Origin of the sequence: Streptomyces flavusporus (assembly GCF_046267975.1) — a bacterium.
Lineage (GTDB): Bacteria > Actinomycetota > Actinomycetes > Streptomycetales > Streptomycetaceae > Streptomyces > Streptomyces flavusporus.
Genome location: NZ_CP176503.1, coordinates 2,290,453 through 2,307,092, shown reverse-complemented (window position 1 = coordinate 2,307,092; position 16,640 = coordinate 2,290,453). Strand labels below are relative to the sequence as shown.

Sequence of the window (16,640 nt, the reverse complement as noted above, 5' to 3'; positions counted from 1 at the left end):
GCTTCCCGTTCTTGACCATGGGTCAGTCTCACTCGTTCGTGGCTCGTTGTGCGCCGGTGCGCCGGGTAGTGCACCACCGGAGGCGAACCATGAAACAGACTGCGTTGCGTCCCAAGCCGATGCCCGGTCGGGAGCCGGGCGGCGGCACCGGATCGAAGCCCGCCCGAAGGCCGCACGCCGCGCGCCGTCGCGGCCGACGGCTCACGACCCTGCTCTTCGGCCTGTTCATCGGAACGGTGCTGGTGCTGTCCGGCGTCGGACTGGGCACGGTGAGTGCCACGGTGATCGGCATGAGCAAGCTCGCCGAACTCCAGCGACAGGCGGGGCCGACCGGGTCGGCGGCACCGGGGGCGCGTATCAGCCCGTCCCTCTCGTCCCGCCCGAGCCCGTCCATGCCCATCACGACGACGGCCCCCTCACCACCGGCGCCCACGGGGGCGACCCTGGCCGTGGAGGTCGTGGACGCCGAGAAGTCCGGGGCCCTGGTCGTGGGGGTCCACGTCCCGGGACCCGGCTTTGCGGCGGGCCTGGTGCGCGGGGACGTACTCCTCACGTTCGACGGCACTCCCGTCGAGTCGGCGTCGGACCTGGTCCGCGCGGTGGGTACGGCGCGGCCGGGGGAGGCGGTCACGGTGACGGTGCGGCATGAAAGCGGGGGATACCAGCAGTTGACGGTGGTCCCCGGTGTCGTCACGTGACCACGCGGAAGTGGCTGGTCAGTCGTCCTGCGTCGTCCAGGACGTGAAAGGCCAGCCCGACCGGCGCGTCCCGGTCGGCGACCTGCTCGCCCTCCCAGGGCAGCCGCAGCGTCCATGTCACACCGGGACCGACGACCAGGGGCCGTCCGGCGAACGCGGTGGCCGCGGGGGTGTGCGCGTGCCCCGTGACGAGCCCGGCGATCTCGGGGCGGCGCTCCATGAGGGCGGCCAGCCGGTGCGGTTCTCGGAGCCGGTAGGAGTCGGGCAGCGGGTGATGCAGCGCGACGGGCGGGTGGTGGAAGGCGAGCAGCACCGGAACGGTTCCGTCGAGCTCGTCGAGCGTCGCCTCGATCCAGTCGTACGTCTCGTCGTCCAGTGCCCCCTCGTCGCTGCCGGGGATGCTGGAATCGCACATCAGCACGGCGGCGTCGTCGAAGACGTGCGCGCCGTTGACCGGTCCCTGGGCCGCGGGCCGCCCCAGCAGCGCCTTGCGGAACGGCTCGCGGCGGTCGTGGTTGCCCGGGCAGGTCAGGACCGGGAACGGCGCGTCGCCGGTGTCCAGGCCGAGGATGCGGGCGGCCTCCTCGTACTCCGCCTCCGTGCCGTGGTCCGCGATGTCTCCCGTCACCAGCAGCGCGTCCACGTGACCCGGCAGTCCCCACAACCGGTCGCGCACCCGCTCGGCGCGCTCCGTAGCCCGTGGGCTTCCGTCCAGATGCAGATCGCTGATGTGGGCGAGTACGAGCACGGGTGGGGCCTCCCTGGAGCGCGGATTAACGGAATGGCTGCATCTAAGCATTAGATGAAATGGGTGGGCAATGTGAAAGCGTTAGCGGATGGCCTGGGCGTGGCCGGTTTCCGGCCCGGAACCCCGGCTCACCGGCTCGCGCGGCCCCCTCCGGCCGGGCAGGATGCTGCCCGTGGTACCCGCACGGCTCGAGGAGGCCCGGATGACCGGCAGTACGGTTGCGCCCTTCACCGCCGACGACTACCGGGCCCGTATGGAGCGCGCCGCGCGGGCGGCCGCGGACGCCGGGCTCGCGGGGCTGCTGGTGGCGCCGGGGCCGGACCTGGTGTGGCTCACCGGCTATGCACCCACGGCGATCACCGAACGGCTCACCCTCCTGGTCATCGCCGCCGGGATGGATCCCGTCCTCGTCGTCCCCACCCTCGAGGCCCCCGACGCCGCGAAGGCCCCGGGTGCGCCCGCCCTGAGCCTGCGCGACTGGACCGACGGCAAGGACCCCTACGCCGCCACCGCCGCCCTCCTCGACGCCGCAGGACACTTCGGCGTCAGTGACAACGCCTGGGCCATGCATCTGCTGGGCCTGCAGAAGGCGCTGCCCGGCAGTTCCTATGCCTCCCTCACCGAAGCCCTGCCGATGCTGCGCGCCGTCAAGGACGCGGCGGAGCTGGAGCTGCTGGCGGCCGCGGGAGCGGCCGCAGACGCAACGTACGAGGAGATCCGGAAGGTTCCCTTCGCCGGCCGCCGGGAGTCGGACGTCGCCCGCGACCTCGCCGATCTGCTGCGCCGGTTCGGGCACGCCCAGGTCGACTTCACCATCGTCGCCTCGGGCCCGAACGGCGCCAACCCGCACCACGAGGTGGGTGACCGCGTCATCGAACGCGGTGACATGGTCGTCCTCGACTTCGGCGGCCTCAGGAACGGCTACGGCTCCGACACCTCCCGCACGGTCCACGTCGGCGAACCGACCGAGGAGGAGCGCCGGGTCCACGACATCGTGCGCGAGGCCCAGGAGGCCGGCTTCCGCGCGGTGCGGCCGGGAGTCGCCTGCCAGGAGGTCGACCGGGCCGCCCGCGCGGTCATCGCCGACGCCGGGTACGGCGAGTACTTCATCCACCGCACCGGACACGGCATCGGCGTGACGACCCACGAGCCCCCGTACATGATCGAGGGCGAGGAGCAGCCCCTCGTCCCCGGGATGTGCTTCTCCGTGGAGCCGGGCATCTACCTGCCGGGCCGCTTCGGCATGCGCATCGAGGACATCGTGACGGTGACCGAGGACGGCGGCCGACGCCTCAACGACACCACGCGCGAGCTGGTCATAGTGGACTGACCCCAGCCCAGGAGCCCCCCGTACGAACCCGAGTGACGACGGTCCGACCATGACCCAGGCACCGACACCCACCGCGGACACCGTCCGCCGACTGATCCTTTCCCTGCTCAAGGAGGGCGCGGGCGCCGCCGGCCCCGAGATCCGGCCGGTCACCGAGGCCGGCGGGCACGCCACATGGTGGGTCGGTACCCGCCATGTGCTGCGCCTCGCCCCCGACCGCGAGGCCGCCGCGCAGCAGCGCCGTGAACTGCGGCTGCGCGACCTCGTCCGCCCGCACGTCCCGGTCGCCGTGCCGGTCAGTGTGGCGCACGGCGAGTGGGCGCCGGGGCTCACCTACACGCTGGACACCAAGGTGCCCGGCGGCTCGGCCGCGGAGCACGACGTGTCCGCCGTCGGCGAGGCCGATCTGGCCGGACTGCTCACGGGGCTGCGCGAGGTGCCCGTACGGCAGGCGGAGACGCTCGGTGTGCCGCGCGTCTCCCCGCGCTCCCTGGAGGCCCTGCGCCGGGCCGCCGTGCGCGCCGCCGGACGCCTCGCCGCGGCCGACGAGTTCGACGCCGGGCTCCTGCGCCAGCTCACCGGTCCCGCGGCGGTCCAGCTCGCGGCGCAGCCCGGCACCACGGTCCTCGTCCACCATGGCCTCACCGGCGACCACCTCGTGGTCAGCGCCGACGGCCGGGTGCGCGGCGTCCTCGGCTGGGCCGACGCGGTCGTCGGCGACCCCGCCGAGGACATCGCCGGACTCGCCCAAGCCGTGGGCTCCCCGGCCGCCGTGCGCGCCGCCACCCTCGCCGGATACGGCGCCCGCCCCTGTCTGCGCGGTCTGTGGCTCGCCCGCTGCGACAGCGTCGTACGGCTCGCCCAGCGCCTCGCCGGCCGTGGCGACGACCCGCCGGCCCTCCTGAGGACCCAACTGCGCCACGCCTGGGAGGCGATCCTCCTGGAACGCGTGACGGAACTGCGCGAGGACGCCACGGACGACGCGCTGTAGCGCCGCCTGTGACGGGGCCGCGCGCCCGTACGACGCCCTCAGCCGCCTGGCAGGCGCGCGTGGCCCGGCGCCGTGCTCACGGCTGCGCCACCACCACGCACGACTCCCCGGGCACGCGCAGCGCACCTTCCCCGTCCGGGGTCCCGACCGGTTCCCACGCGGCGAGGACCTGGGCCGGACGGGTGCCCAGGGGGATCGTGGCCGTCTCCTTGCCCAGGTTCACGGCCACGCAGACGTCGCCGCGCCGGAAGGCGAGCCAGCGCCCCTCCTCGTCGTAGGCCACCTTGATGACGGAGAGGTCGGGATCGGTGAGGTCCGGCTGTTCGTGCCGGAGCGCGATGAGCCGTCGGTACCAGGCCAGTACGCGCGCGTGGGGCTCGTTGTCGGGTTCGGACCAGTCGAGGCAGGAGCGGTCCCGGGTCGCCGGGTCCTGTGGGTCGGGCACGTCCTCCTCGGCCCAGCCGTGCGCCGCGAACTCCCGCCGCCTGCCGCGCCGTACCGACTCCGCCAGCGCCGGATCGGTGTGGTCGGTGAAGAACTGCCAGGGTGTGCCGGCCGCCCACTCCTCACCCATGAACAGCATCGGCGTGAAGGGGCCGGTCAGTGTCACCGCGGCGGCGCAGGCCAGCAACCCGGGGGACAGGGTGGCGGAAAGGCGGTCTCCCTGGGCGCGGTTGCCCACCTGGTCGTGGGTCTGGCTGTAGCCGAGCAGCCGGTGTGCGGCCACGCGCGTACGGTCCAGCGGACGCCCGTGACGCCGGCCCCGGAAGCTGGAGTACGTGCCGTCGTGGAAGTAGCCGCCCGTCAGCGTCTTGGCGAGCGCCTTGAGGGGAGCGTGTGCGAAGTCCGCGTAATAGCCCTGGGACTCGCCCGTCAGCGCGGTGTGCAGGGCGTGATGGAAGTCGTCGTTCCACTGCGCGTGCACCCCCAGCCCGCCCTTCTCGCGGGCCGTGATGAGCCGTGGATCGTTCAGATCGGACTCGGCGACGAGGAACAGCGGGCGTCCCGTCTCGGCGGCGAGAGCGTCCACCGCGGTCGACAGCTCCTCCAGGAAGTGGCACGCGCGCGTGTCCGCCAGCGCGTGCACCGCGTCCAGCCGCAGCCCGTCGAGCCGGTAGTCGCGCAGCCACGCCAGCGCGCTGCCGACCAGAAACGCCCGCACCTCGTCCGACCCGGGAGCGTCCAGATTGACGGCGACGCCCCACGGAGTGTGGTGCCTGTCCGTGAAGTAGGGCCCGAACTCGGGCAGATAGTTCCCGGACGGGCCGAGGTGGTTGTGTACGACGTCCAGGACCACGCCCAGACCGAGTTCGTGCGCCCGGTCGACGAACCGTTTCAGCGCCTCGGGCCCGCCGTACGGCTCGTGGACCGCCCACAGTGACACCCCCTCGTATCCCCAGCCGTGCCGCCCGGGAAAAGGGCACAGCGGCATCAACTGGACGTGTGTGACCCCCAGTTCGGCGACATGTCCGAGCCGTTCGGCAGCCGCGTCCAGGGTGCCCTCGCGCGTGTACGTGCCCACATGCAGCTCGTACACGACCGCACCCTGCAGCGGGCGGCCCGACCACTCGGTGCGCCATCCGTAGCACCCGTGGTCGACCACCGCGCTCAGGCCGTCCGGGCCGTCCGGCTGCCGGCGCGAACGCGGATCGGGCCGTACGGGCCCGTCGTCCAGCGCGAAGCCGTACCGCGTACCGTCGCGGGCCTCTGCCTCCCCGGTCCACCACCCCGCTCGTTCCGGATCTCGCTCCATCGCGCGCGTGGCGCCGTCGCAATGGAGCGTCACACGGCCGGCCTGTGGTGCCCACACCTCGAACTGCACGGACGGTTCCCCTTCGTCTGCTCACCGTGATGTAGCCCGACCATCGTGCTTCAAACACGATCAATCCGCTTGTGAATACCCCTTTTGCGGCGGGTGTCGTCAGGTACGCGCGGGTGCTGGCCGTTTCCCCGATTTCTGGACACCCGGGGTTCACTGACCGACAATCACGAGCGTGACGTCGTCCTTCGAGTTCCCGACCTATCCCGCGCGGCTCTCCGACGCCGAGCGCGACAAGGCACTGAAGCGCTTGCGTGACGGCGTCGCCATGGGCCGTCTCTCGCACGACACGTTCATCCGGCGCATGGAACTGGCACTCGTCGCCCGACGCTCCGACGAGCTCGCCGTCCTCACCGCCGATCTGCCCACCGAGGGACGCCTGTCCCGTGTGGTGTTCGGCACCGTCGAGGCGGTGTCCGGCTTCACCGAGCGGCTGCGCCGGGCCTGGCAGGCCGAGCGGCTGCCCAAGCTGCTGCTGCCGCACCCGGCGGCCGGGCGCCCGCTGCGCATCGGCCGCGACCCCGGCAGCGGCCTCAGACTGAACCACGAGACGGTCTCCCGCGTCCACGCCGAACTCAGCCGCCAGGGCGGCATGTGGGTGCTGCGCGACCTCGGCTCGACCAACGGCACGACGGTGAACGGACGGCGGGTCATCGGCGCGGCCGTCGTCCGCGAGGGCGACCAGGTCGGCTTCGGGCAGATGGCCTTCCGGCTCGCGGCAAGCTGAGCGGGGCCCGACGCCGCCCTGGGGCACACCCCCATGTCGGCCCGGCCGCCGCGGTGTTGACGTACCCCTGATCTCGTGACTGACTGTGCGTACACCACACACATCAGGTGAACCGACGGCACCACGGAGGTGTGCCCTGCCGCCACTCCTCCGCTATCCGACCGTCGACGAGCTGGAGGCACGAGCGGCCGCCCTCGTCGCCCGCCACCTCCGTACCGCCCGGCTGCGCCGCATCGGCGTCTCCCGCGCGGGCACCCCCCTGCACCTGCTGTCCCTCGGGCACGGCCGCCGTCAGGCCCTGGTCGTGGCCGGACCGCACGCCAACGAGCCCGTCGGCGGCGCCACCGTCCTGCGCCTGGCCGGGCAGGTGCTCGCCGACCGCAGCCTCACCGACGGCGCCGACGTCACCTGGAACCTGCTGCTGTGCCTCGACCCCGACGGACTGCGCCGCAACGAGAACTGGCTGGCGGGTCCGTACAGCCTCGAGAAGTACTTCCGGCACTTCTTCCGCCCCGGCTTCCTGGAACAGCCCGAATGGCTGCCCGAGGGCGCGGACGGAGCCGTCCTGCCGGAGACGCGTGCCCTGCTCGCCCTCCAGGACGAACTGAAACCTTTCTTCCAGGGCTCCCTGCACGGTGTCGACATCGGCGGCGGCTTCGTCGAGCTGACCCGCGACCTGCCCGGCCTCGCCCAACGCGTGGCCCGCGCCGCGGCCCGCTTCGGCATCCCGCGCGAACTCGGTGCCTACGACACCCTGTACTGGCCGAGCCTGGGACCCGCCGTCTACCGGATCCCGTCGCCGCGCCGGGGCGATCTGGCCGCGGCCATCACCGAGGCCGCCGTCGAGTCCACGTGGTACCACCCGCACCGGCACGGCACGGTCACGGCCGTCGTGGAGGCGCCCATGTGGGGTGTGGCGGCCGTGGAGGACGGCTCCGTGCCTGCCGACCCGGACGGGGCGCTGCGCACCGTCAGCCGCACGCTGCGCCACGACACCCTGCTGCTGCGGCGGCTCCTCGCGCGCGTGCGCCCGCATGCCGCCGCGCTCCCGGACGCCGCACGCCTGCTGGCGCCGGTCGACGACTACCTGCTCGTCTGCCCAGGACTTGCCGACGCCTGGGACCCCGACCGGGGTGACCGGGCGCGCCCGCTGCCGCCGCTCAGCAGCGCCCACCTGGCCGCCCTGCGCATCGCCGGGCGGCGCCTTGCCCTGCGGACGGCCGGACTGCTGCACCAGCTCGCCACCGCCACCGGTGACGACCCGGCCGGTGTGCTCCCGGAGCTGGACCCGCTCCTCGACGCGTGGTGCGCCGACTACCGTGACGACTGCGGGGCCCGCTGGATCCCCATGCAGCGCCAGGTCGAGTACCAGTCACAGGTGGTGCTCGACGCGTTCGAACTGGCCCTGCGGCACGCGTCCGCGACCTCCCGTTCGGGTGATCCGGGCTGGGGACCCGAGCCGGTCGTGCCGATGCATCGGGAATGACGCACACCCTCACAGCGAACGTAGTACGGGGCGTTCTGCCTGCGGCGGCCGCCCTGCTCGTCGTCGGCGCGACGCCCGCACAGGGGACGGTCCAGGAGGCCCGCACCGGCGACTGGCTCTACCTCACGGTCACCCGGGGCGACGCCCGGTCCGGCGAACCACGAAGCACCCTGCTGCGGTGCGACCCGCCCCAGGGACACCGGCGGGCCGCCGAGGCCTGCAACCAGCTCGATGCGGTGGACGGCGACATCGGCCGTATCCCGCTGAAGGACGGCTACTGTCCGATGGTCTACGCGCCCGTGACCGCCCACGCCCGCGGACGGTGGAAAGGACGGCCGATCGAGTACCGGGAGACGTTCACGAACAACTGCGCACTGGCGGCCCGTACCGGTGCGGTGTTCGTGCTGGACCGCTGACGCCGGTGGGGAGAGCTCGGCACGCGCGCGTGGAGCGGCGTCGCGACGCCTCGGCGGCAGGGCTTCAGCCCGATCGTTCGCGCGCATGGAGGGCCGCCGCGACGACCGTGCGGGACTGGTGCTCGACCTGGTGCTCCAAGGGCACCCAGCGGGCGCGGAAACGCTCGGCGAAGGCGTCGCTCCACATCGCGACGAGCCGCTCGAGGAGTGGTGACGCGCGGTCGTCGTTCTCCTGAAGGACCCGCAACAGCATCGCCGCGGCACGCAGCGGCAGCCGGCGGGCGAACGCGTCGACGCTGCCCACGTACGCCCTCGTGTGGTCGGCGGGCGGTGTGTGCATCCAGTCCGCGGCCAGGCCCGGCACCAGCTCCAGCGCCCACCTCGCGGCCCGCAACAGGGGCCCGTCGACACCCTCCAGACGCGGCTGCGCCTCGTTAAGCACCCGCTCCACCTCCAGGGTGTCCCGCAGCAGCCGGCTCGCGAGGCGGCGCATCGCCGCGGCCGGCGCCGGATGCGGAGCCGGGTCGTCCACCAGGTCGCTCGCCCACATCGGCACCTCCACGACCGCGGTCAGACCGCCGTAGCGGTGCACGTGGTACCAGGTGCTGCGCCGTGCGTCGTCCGGCATGCTCGGGTACGCCGCGCCCGAACCGGGATCCGGCATCACATGCACCCCCGGGCCCGCCGTGGGCCAGCCGGCGGCGTCCGAGGCGCCCGTCTCCACCGGAATGTGCAGCTCCGCCGCCGACTTGGCGAACGGCTCGGCCAGGCCCGGGATGTCCTTCGTCAACTGCACCCAGCTGCCGCCCAGATCGGTCCCGTGCAGGGTCACCTGGAGGTACGGGTGCAGCTCGTCGATGACCCCGGTCAGGGCGCGCGTCTCGGGCGGCAACCGGTCCGGCGGCAGCACGGCCGGCGACCACTCCGGCTGCTCCGGGCCCGCGGGCCGGAAGAAGCCGAGGTGGTAGTCGAGCAGGCTGCGCGGCGCCGGTGTCACGTGCAGGCTCGCCCCGTCCGGGTCCGCGCACAGCAGGAAGTGCCAGGACACACCGGAGCGCAATGGGCGTTCCTGCACGACCCGTTCGGCGAGCGCGAGAAGCGTGGAGCCCCCGGTCGGCTCGTTCGCGTGGGCGCCCGCGACGACCAGGACGGCGCGCCGGGCGCGGCCGACGGACAGCAGGCGCAGGGGGCGGCCGCCGCGGGAGACGCCGACCTGCCGAACGACACACAAGCGGGGGTGCTGAGCGGCCAACGCCCGGGCGGACGACACGATTTCGGTCACGGTGGGGTAGCGCAGCTCCGGCAGGAGACTCACCCCCGTCATGTTTCCGCCCGGCTTCGCACCCGCAGTACCGCACGGTCTCCGTGCGGTGTCAAGGACGTCGTGGGGGAGGCGCCAGGGGGCTCCCGGAGGCACGCCGGCCGTGTTAACGGCTCCGGCGCCGAACCCATGGCTCCGCGCGCCCTTCAGCCCACCCTCTCCAGCAGGGCGACCGGCAGTGGCGCGAAAAGGTCGTCCACGCGCGTGTGCCCGGTGAACTCCCGCTCCGGAGCCAGTACGTCGGCCCAGCGACCCGGCGGCAGCGTCAGCCGCGTGTCACGCCAGCCGCCCGCCTCCGCCAGCCGCAGCGACAGCCGCGTGACGGCGGTGACGACCTCCCCGGAGCGCACGTACGCCACACAGTGGGACGCCGCAGGCCCCTCGGCGGTCAGTGGCGCGTACGTGGCCGCGTTCCCGAACACCTCCGGCCGCCGCCTTCGCAGCCGCAGCGCCGCCCCGGTCACCGCCCCCTTGTCGCCCAGATCCCCGGGCGGGAACCCGACGGGCCGGCGATTGTCCGGATCGACCAGCGCGCGGTACTCGCCCTCCGTGCCCTGGTACAGATCCGGCACCCCCGGCATCGTCAGGTGGATCAGCGCGGTGCCGAGGACGTTCGCCCGGATGTGCGGCTCCAGCGTGGCGCGCAGGGCGTGCACCCGCTCGCCCGGGGCGCCGCACGGCCCCGCCGCTACGAACGCCGCCACCGCCTCCTCGTACGGGGGCTCCTGTTCCGTCCAGCTCGTGTACAGCCCGGCCTCCCGGATGTGCTTGAGCAGCGCCCGCTGCACCCGGTCCGGATCCGCCGGGCCGAGTCCGAACACCGTCTGCCAGGCCGCCCACGCGAGCTGGGCGTCCGGTACGCCTTCGCCCGTGCGGGTCACCTCGGCCAGCGTGTCCGCCCAGCGCTGCGGACACTCGGTGAGCACGGCCAGCGCCGCCCGCACGTCCGCGCTGCGTTTGGTGTCGTGCGTGGACACCACGGTGCAGGTGCCGGGCCAGTCGCGCTGCACGCGCGCGCAGTGGGCGTGGAAGTCCTCCGGAGGCATGGCGGGGTTCCCTGGGTTCCCGCCCACCTCGGTCGCCGACAGCAGCGGCACATAGCGGTAGAACGCCGTGTCCTCCACGGACTTCGCGCGCAGCGCCGACGCCGTCTGCGCGAACCGGGTCCGGAACTCCAGATGGTCCGGACCGTCACCGTGGCACCCGAGCACCAGGCCGCGTACCACGTCGACCGCACCGGCCTCCTCGGGCACGACGAAGGCCGCCCGGGCCTGCGCGGCGGCCTCCTCGGTGACGACGGAAGCGGCATCGCCGGACTCGTACGGCCGGTACACCTGCAGCCGCACCAGCAGCTCCCGCAGGGCGGTGTGCAGCGTCCAGGGCGCGCGGTCGCGCAGCGCGGGGTCCGGCGACGTGACGCACAGCCGGCTCGCCACCCGGGTCAGCCGGTCCACCTCGGCGGCCAGCTCGTGCTCGAGCACCCGGTACGCGGCGCGGCGTACCGTCGCCTCCCAGTTCCCGCCCCGGTCCGTCTGGGGGGCGGCGAACCGCCGGTACTGGCCGAGGAGTTCCCCGGCGCCCGAGGGGTCCGTGAACAGGCCGTCGACGTGCCGCAGGGCGTCGTAGCCCGTGGTGCCCGCGACCGGCCAGGAGGCCGGCAGGTGCTCCCCGTCCGAGAGGATCTTCTCCACGACCGTCCAGCGGCCGCCGGTCGCCTCGTGCAGGCGCCGCAGGTAGGCGTCGGGATCGGCGAGCCCGTCGGGGTGGTCGATGCGCAGCCCGTCCACCACACCGTCGTGCAGGAGCTGCAGGATCTTTGCGTGCGTGGCCTCGAAGACCTCCGGCACCTCCACCCGCAGCCCGATGAGCTCCGAAATGCTGAAGAACCGCCGGTAGTTGAGCTCGGTGCGGGCCAGCCGCCACCACACCGGGCGGTACCACTGTGCGTCCAGCAGCTGCGGCAACGGCAGCTCCTCGGTGCCCTCGCGCAGCGGGAAGGCATGGTCGTGGTAGCGCAGGACGTCGCCGTCGACCTCCAGACGGTCGATCTCGGCGCCGAGCGGCTGCCCGAGCACCGGCAGCAGCACCTGACCGCCCTGCGCCTCCCAGTCGATGTCGAACCACCGCGCGTACGGCGACTTGGGTCCCTCCCGCAACACCTCCCACAGGGCGCGGTTGTGCCGCGGGGCCATGGCCATATGGTTCGGCACGATGTCCAGCACCAGCCCCAGCCCGTGCTCCTTCGCGGTGCGGGCGAGCGCGCGCAGCCCGTCCTCGCCGCCCAGCTCGGCGCGCACGCGCGCGTGGTCCACGACGTCGTATCCGTGCAGTGAGCCCGGTACGGCCTCCAGGACGGGGGAGAGGTGCAGATGCGAGACGCCGAGCGAGGCCAGGTACGGCACGGCCGCCGCCGCGGCCCCGAACGGGAACTCGGGCTGCAGCTGCAGCCGGTAGGTGGCCGTGGGCACTACCGGGTCAGGACGCTCAGGTGTCATGGAAAGCTACGTACCCGCCCCGCAGGGTTTCCTGTCATCGTCCCCTGCGCGTGAGTGACGAGCACCGCAGCGGGGCTCTCTGAGCCCACACCTAGGCGGGCCGCTGCAACACCGTGAGACTCCGGTCCGGCAGTGTCAGACGGTCGCCGGCAGCCACCTTCGTGTCCGTGCCGGGCGGTACCGCGTCGGGTCGGGCGGTGTCGACGACGACGTGCCACTGGCGTCCGTGATTGACCGGCACGACGAAGTCCAGCGCCTTGGGTGAGGCGTTGAACATCAGCAGGAAGGAGTCGTCGGTGATGCGTTCCCCGCGCGCACCGGGCTCGGAGATCGCGTTGCCGTTGAGGAACACCGTCAGCGCGGACGCCTGGGCGGACTCCCAGTCCCGTTGGGTCATCTCCCGGCCCTCCGGCGTGAACCACGCGATGTCGGACAGGTCGTCGTGGGTGCCCTCCACGGGCCGCCCGTGGAAGAAGCGCCGCCTGCGGAAGACGGGATGGTCCTTGCGCAGCCACACCATCGCGCGCGTGAAGTCGAACAGGTCGCTGCCGTCCTCGGGCCACACCACCCAGGACAGCTCGCTGTCCTGGCAGTAGGCGTTGTTGTTGCCGCGCTGGGTGCGGGCGAACTCGTCGCCGTGGCTGATCATCGGCACACCCTGGGACAGCATCAGCGTGGCGATGAAGTTCCGCATCTGCCGGGCCCGCAGCTCCAGCACCGCGGGGTCGTCGGTCTCGCCCTCCGCGCCGCAGTTCCAGGACCGGTTGTGGCTCTCGCCGTCGCGGTTGTCCTCGCCGTTGGCCTCGTTGTGCTTGTGGTTGTAGGAGACCAGGTCGTGCAGGGTGAAGCCGTCGTGGCAGGTCACGAAGTTGATGGAGGCGAGCGGGCGGCGGCCGTCGTCCTGGTAGAGGTCCGAGGAGCCCGTGAGACGGGACGCGAACTCCGCGAGCGTGCGCTGCTCGCCCCGCCACAGGTCCCGGACGGTGTCGCGGTACTTGCCGTTCCACTCCGTCCACAGGGGCGGAAAGTTGCCCACCTGGTAGCCGCCCTCGCCCACGTCCCACGGCTCGGCGATCAGCTTCACCTGCGACACGACCGGGTCCTGCTGCACCAGGTCGAAGAACGACGACAGCCGGTCCACCTCGTGGAACTGGCGGGCCAGGGTGGCGGCGAGGTCGAAGCGGAAGCCGTCGACGTGCATCTCGGTGACCCAGTACCGCAACGAGTCCATGATCAGCTGCAGGACGTGCGGGGACCGCATGAGCAGGGAGTTCCCGGTCCCGGTGGTGTCCATGTAGTAGCGGGGGTCGTCCGCGAGACGGTAGTACGACGGGTTGTCCAGGCCCCGGAAGGACAGCGTGGGACCGAGGTGGTTGCCCTCGGCGGTGTGGTTGTAGACGACGTCCAGGATGACCTCGATCCCGGCCTCGTGCAGCGCGCGCACCGCCGACTTGAACTCCAGGACCTGCTGCCCGCGGTCGCCCCAGGAGGCGTACGCGTTGTGCGGGGCGAAGAAGCCGATGGTGTTGTAGCCCCAGTAGTTGTTCAGGCCCATGTCCACCAGACGGTGGTCATTGACGAACTGGTGTACGGGCATGAGCTCCAGGGCGGTCACGCCCAGCCCGGTCAGGTGCTCGATGACCGCCGGATGGGCGAGTGCCGCATAGGTGCCGCGCAGTTCCTCCGGCAGCCCCGGGTGCCGCATCGTCAGGCCCTTCACATGGGCCTCGTAGATCACCGTGTGGTGGTACTCGGTGCGCGGCCGCCGGTCGTCGCCCCAGTCGAAGTACGGGTTCACCACGACCGACGACATGGTGTGCGGGGCGGAGTCCAGGTCGTTGCGCCGGTCGGGTGCGCCGAAGGGATAGCCGTAGACCTCCTCGCCCCACTCGATCGAACCGCTGATCGCGCGCGCGTACGGGTCGAGCAGGAGCTTCGCGGAGTTGCAGCGCAGACCCCGCTCCGGGGCGTACGGGCCGTGCACGCGGTAGCCGTACCGCTGCCCCGGCATGACGCCGGGCAGGTACGCGTGCCGCACGAACGCGTCGCTCTCCCGCAGCTCCACCGCCGTCTCGGAGCCGTCGTCGTGCAGCAGACACAGCTCTACTCGGTCCGCGGCCTCCGTGAAGACCGCGAAATTGGTGCCGGCGCCGTCGTACGTGGCACCGAGTGGATACGCCTCTCCAGGCCAGACCTGCATGGATACGACTCTTTCAGCTCGCGCGTGCCGCCGGTGGCGCCTTGGCCTCGAGTCTCCCCGAAAGTGATGGAACCTCCTATGACTTACGTCCCTCTTACCGAGTGACCAGTGCATACGCGGTATGCCGAACCAGTGGGGCAAACACGTACTCCCGTGAAGTCTGGGGGAGTAGGGGGAAGATGTGCGCACGATAGTGCACCGCCATCTGGGCAAGGTGGTGGCCGGTGCGGCCATTGCGGTGGCCTCGACCGCCGTGATGGTCGGAGTCACCCTGCCGGGGACGGCAGGGGCCGACGAAACGGGAGGAAACAAGGCGGGCGGCCAGGCGGCCGCCGCGCAGCAGCTGGGGCAGGACGAGCAGGGCGCGGCCGTCGCGCCGGGCATCGTCGAGGAAGCCCCCGCCGAGGGTGACGAGGGCAGGGGCCGTGACCCGCTGACCGACGACGAGACGGAGCGGGTCGCGAAGCTCGCCCTCAACCGGCAGCTGTTCAACGCCAGTGAGGACGTCGACGGGGACCGTGGCCCGCAGCAGCTCGGCGTCGAGCTCGCCGAGCCCGAGACGAGCGAGCTGGACGACCCGAACGCGCCGCGGCGCGCCGACGTGACGTACTACGACTACAAGGACGACACCCTCGTCACCAGGACCGTCAACCTCGACACCGGCAAGGTCGAGCAGACCTCCACCCACCGCGGCGTGCAGCCGCCGCTGAGCCGTGCCGAGGAGACCGAGGCGGCTCGCCTGCTGCTCGCCGACCCGTTGTCCGCGGGACTGAAGGGCGACTACAAGGACGCCATCGGCAAGGAGCTCACCTCGCCGGACCAGCTGCAGCTGAACAGCATGATCTTCAAGGCGGATCCGGGGATCAGGCCCGCCGCACTCGCCGCCTGCGGCGAGCACCGTTGCGCGACGCTGTCCCCGAAGGCCACGAACGGCCCGTGGATCGACACCCGGGACCTGGTCATCGACCTGAGCACCCGCAAGGTCGTCCAGATCGACCGCGGCTGAGCCGCCCGTCCGTTCGCTTTTCCAACTTGCTTCTCCTGTAAGGGAGTCACTTCTTCATGCGCGTGAACAGATTCAGCCGTGCCCGCAGGCGGACGGCCCTCGGCCTCGCCGTCGCCGCGCTGGCCGCCGGCGTGACGACCGGTGCGGGCCCGGCCACCGCCCAGCCGAAGGCCGCCCCCACGGCGGCCGCCGACTGCAGCACCGCCTACCGGATCGAGCAGAAGCTCGCCTCCGGCACGACGTGGCGAATGTGCTGGCGCTTCGAGAGCAAGGCCGGGATCGTCCTGGAGAGCATCTCCTACCAGCCGCCCGGCGAGTCCCGCCCGATCAAGGTCCTCAACAGCGCCAGGCTGGCCCAGATCCACGTGCCGTACGACGACGGCCTGAGCGAGTACAACGACCTGACGCGGTACAACTTCGGCAACGGCCTGATGAACCTGACCGCCGCGGAGTGCCCCGGCGGCACGATCAAGACGGTCAAGGTCCCGAACACGTCGTACTACGAGGGCCACCCGAACATCAAGGGCCTGTGCACCACGACCCGTTCCCGCGGCCACGCCTACCGCTTCCTGAACGCGGACCAGGACGGAAAGGTCTACCAGGCACAGGGCAAGGACCTGCTCGTCTACACGGTCAACAAGGTCGACTGGTACGAGTACATCACCGAGTGGCGCTTCCAGGACGACGGCACCATCAACATGAACGTCGGCGCGACCGGCAGCCTCTCGCCGTGGGACTACGACGCCGGCGACGGCCGCAGCTGGCCGATCGGCAAGGGCTCCGCGGCGAAGGCGGACAGCCACAGCCACAACGTCTTCTGGAAGCTCAACTTCGCCCTCGACGGCTCTTCCAAGACGAAGGTCGAGCAGTACGACTCGAAGGTCAGCGCCCCGGCCGGCCAGGGCGCGGGCCCGACCGCCAAGACCACCCGTACCAAGGTGACCAAGGAACTGGCGGGCGACATCAAGAACATGCGCTGGTGGCGCGTGGTGAGCACGGCGGGCAAGAACAAGGACGGACACCCGCGCTCCTACGAGCTCGTCCCGGGGCCCACCAGCAAGTACTCCGGCCGCTCCTTCACCAAGCACGACGTGTACTTCACCGAGTACAAGAAGTGCGAGCAGTACGCCAGCGAGAACCAGCCCGGCTGCGGCGCCGGAGCGGGCAGCTCCGTCGACAAGTTCGTGAACGGACAGACCCTCACCCGCCCCGTGGTCTGGATGAACATCGGGTTCCATCACATAGCCCGGGACGAGGACCAGCAGCCGATGCCGGTCCACTGGCAGGGCTTCTCCATCGCCCCGCGCGACGTGACCGCTATGAATCCGCTCACTCCCGCCGCCCTTGCCGGGCAGAACGGCAACTGGAACAGCGGTAGTTGAGAAACGAGCCTGTCCATCCGG

At 71.9% G+C, this 16,640-nt stretch carries 13 protein-coding genes; 8 read left to right on the top strand and 5 right to left on the bottom strand.

What is annotated here, in order from left to right; translation table 11 throughout:
• The first annotated feature begins 89 nt into the window (after nucleotides 1-89).
• A complete protein-coding gene (locus tag ACKTSN_RS10835; protein ID WP_409468909.1) occupies nucleotides 90-698 on the top strand; it encodes a PDZ domain-containing protein in 609 nt (202 codons plus the stop codon).
• Here the strand turns inward: ACKTSN_RS10835 and ACKTSN_RS10830 are convergent.
• Entirely contained in the window at nucleotides 691-1,446 is a 756-nt protein-coding gene (locus ACKTSN_RS10830) for a phosphodiesterase (RefSeq protein WP_409468908.1), read from the bottom strand. The two genes, ACKTSN_RS10835 and ACKTSN_RS10830, sit on opposite strands and share 8 nt — an antisense overlap.
• A gap of 202 nt (nucleotides 1,447-1,648) precedes the next feature.
• On the opposite strand from ACKTSN_RS10830, the gene ACKTSN_RS10825 reads away from it, so the two are divergent.
• Complete coding sequence (locus tag ACKTSN_RS10825; RefSeq protein ID WP_409468907.1) at nucleotides 1,649-2,776, top strand: M24 family metallopeptidase; 1,128 nt, start codon at nucleotides 1,649-1,651, stop codon at nucleotides 2,774-2,776.
• Between the two features lie 49 nt (nucleotides 2,777-2,825).
• On the top strand, nucleotides 2,826-3,767 hold the full coding sequence (locus tag ACKTSN_RS10820; RefSeq protein WP_409468906.1) for an aminoglycoside phosphotransferase family protein: 942 nt from the start codon (nucleotides 2,826-2,828) through the stop codon (nucleotides 3,765-3,767).
• Between the two features lie 76 nt (nucleotides 3,768-3,843).
• Here ACKTSN_RS10820 and treZ read toward each other — a convergent pair whose 3' ends face one another.
• Nucleotides 3,844-5,589 (bottom strand): malto-oligosyltrehalose trehalohydrolase, encoded by a 1,746-nt coding sequence (treZ, locus tag ACKTSN_RS10815; protein ID WP_409468905.1) that lies wholly within the window; start codon nucleotides 5,587-5,589, stop codon nucleotides 3,844-3,846.
• Nucleotides 5,590-5,761: 172 nt separating this feature from the next.
• On the opposite strand from treZ, the gene ACKTSN_RS10810 reads away from it, so the two are divergent.
• The 3 genes from ACKTSN_RS10810 (at nucleotide 5,762) to ACKTSN_RS10800 (ending at nucleotide 8,215) form a co-directional block, all read left to right on the top strand.
• Nucleotides 5,762-6,313 (top strand): FHA domain-containing protein, encoded by a 552-nt coding sequence (locus ACKTSN_RS10810; RefSeq protein WP_409468904.1) that lies wholly within the window; start codon nucleotides 5,762-5,764, stop codon nucleotides 6,311-6,313.
• Nucleotides 6,314-6,398: 85 nt separating this feature from the next.
• Nucleotides 6,399-7,799: a M14 family zinc carboxypeptidase gene (locus ACKTSN_RS10805; protein ID WP_409468903.1), complete on the top strand. Its 1,401-nt coding sequence runs from the start codon at nucleotides 6,399-6,401 to the stop codon at nucleotides 7,797-7,799.
• Nucleotides 7,796-8,215 carry an SSI family serine proteinase inhibitor gene (locus ACKTSN_RS10800; RefSeq protein WP_409468902.1) on the top strand — a complete coding sequence of 140 codons (420 nt, stop codon included), beginning with the start codon at nucleotides 7,796-7,798 and terminating at the stop codon, nucleotides 8,213-8,215. The genes ACKTSN_RS10805 and ACKTSN_RS10800 overlap by 4 nt, the downstream gene beginning before the upstream one ends.
• A 64-nt stretch (nucleotides 8,216-8,279) precedes the next feature.
• Here ACKTSN_RS10800 and ACKTSN_RS10795 read toward each other — a convergent pair whose 3' ends face one another.
• From ACKTSN_RS10795 to glgX, 3 genes are all read right to left on the bottom strand, one after another.
• Nucleotides 8,280-9,530, bottom strand: a complete 1,251-nt coding sequence (locus ACKTSN_RS10795) for a M14 family zinc carboxypeptidase (protein ID WP_409468901.1) — start codon at nucleotides 9,528-9,530, stop codon at nucleotides 8,280-8,282.
• Nucleotides 9,531-9,682: 152 nt separating this feature from the next.
• Nucleotides 9,683-12,031 carry a malto-oligosyltrehalose synthase gene (treY, locus tag ACKTSN_RS10790; protein WP_409468900.1) on the bottom strand — a complete coding sequence of 783 codons (2,349 nt, stop codon included), beginning with the start codon at nucleotides 12,029-12,031 and terminating at the stop codon, nucleotides 9,683-9,685.
• Between the two features lie 91 nt (nucleotides 12,032-12,122).
• Nucleotides 12,123-14,231, bottom strand: coding sequence for a glycogen debranching protein GlgX (glgX, locus tag ACKTSN_RS10785; RefSeq protein ID WP_409468899.1), 2,109 nt, complete (start codon nucleotides 14,229-14,231; stop codon nucleotides 12,123-12,125).
• 181 nt (nucleotides 14,232-14,412) lie between these two features.
• Between glgX and ACKTSN_RS10780 the strand changes: the two genes are divergently transcribed.
• Nucleotides 14,413-15,237, top strand: a complete 825-nt coding sequence (locus ACKTSN_RS10780; protein WP_409468898.1) for a Tat pathway signal sequence domain protein — start codon at nucleotides 14,413-14,415, stop codon at nucleotides 15,235-15,237.
• A gap of 56 nt (nucleotides 15,238-15,293) precedes the next feature.
• On the top strand, nucleotides 15,294-16,619 hold the full coding sequence (locus ACKTSN_RS10775) for a copper amine oxidase (RefSeq protein WP_409468897.1): 1,326 nt from the start codon (nucleotides 15,294-15,296) through the stop codon (nucleotides 16,617-16,619).
• Nucleotides 16,620-16,640 lie beyond the last annotated feature (21 nt).

Bases quoted from the DNA above. Each gene is read 5' to 3' on its own strand.
- ACKTSN_RS10835 (WP_409468909.1), top strand. From the start codon at position 90: ATGAAACAGACTGCGTTGCGTCCCAAGCCGATGCCCGGTCGGGAGCCG.
- ACKTSN_RS10825 (WP_409468907.1), top strand. From the start codon at position 1,649: ATGACCGGCAGTACGGTTGCGCCCTTCACCGCCGACGACTACCGGGCC.
- ACKTSN_RS10820 (WP_409468906.1), top strand. From the start codon at position 2,826: ATGACCCAGGCACCGACACCCACCGCGGACACCGTCCGCCGACTGATC.
- ACKTSN_RS10800 (WP_409468902.1), top strand. From the start codon at position 7,796: ATGACGCACACCCTCACAGCGAACGTAGTACGGGGCGTTCTGCCTGCG.
- treY (WP_409468900.1), bottom strand. From the start codon at position 12,031: ATGACACCTGAGCGTCCTGACCCGGTAGTGCCCACGGCCACCTACCGG.
- glgX (WP_409468899.1), bottom strand. From the start codon at position 14,231: ATGCAGGTCTGGCCTGGAGAGGCGTATCCACTCGGTGCCACGTACGAC.
- ACKTSN_RS10775 (WP_409468897.1), top strand. From the start codon at position 15,294: ATGCGCGTGAACAGATTCAGCCGTGCCCGCAGGCGGACGGCCCTCGGC.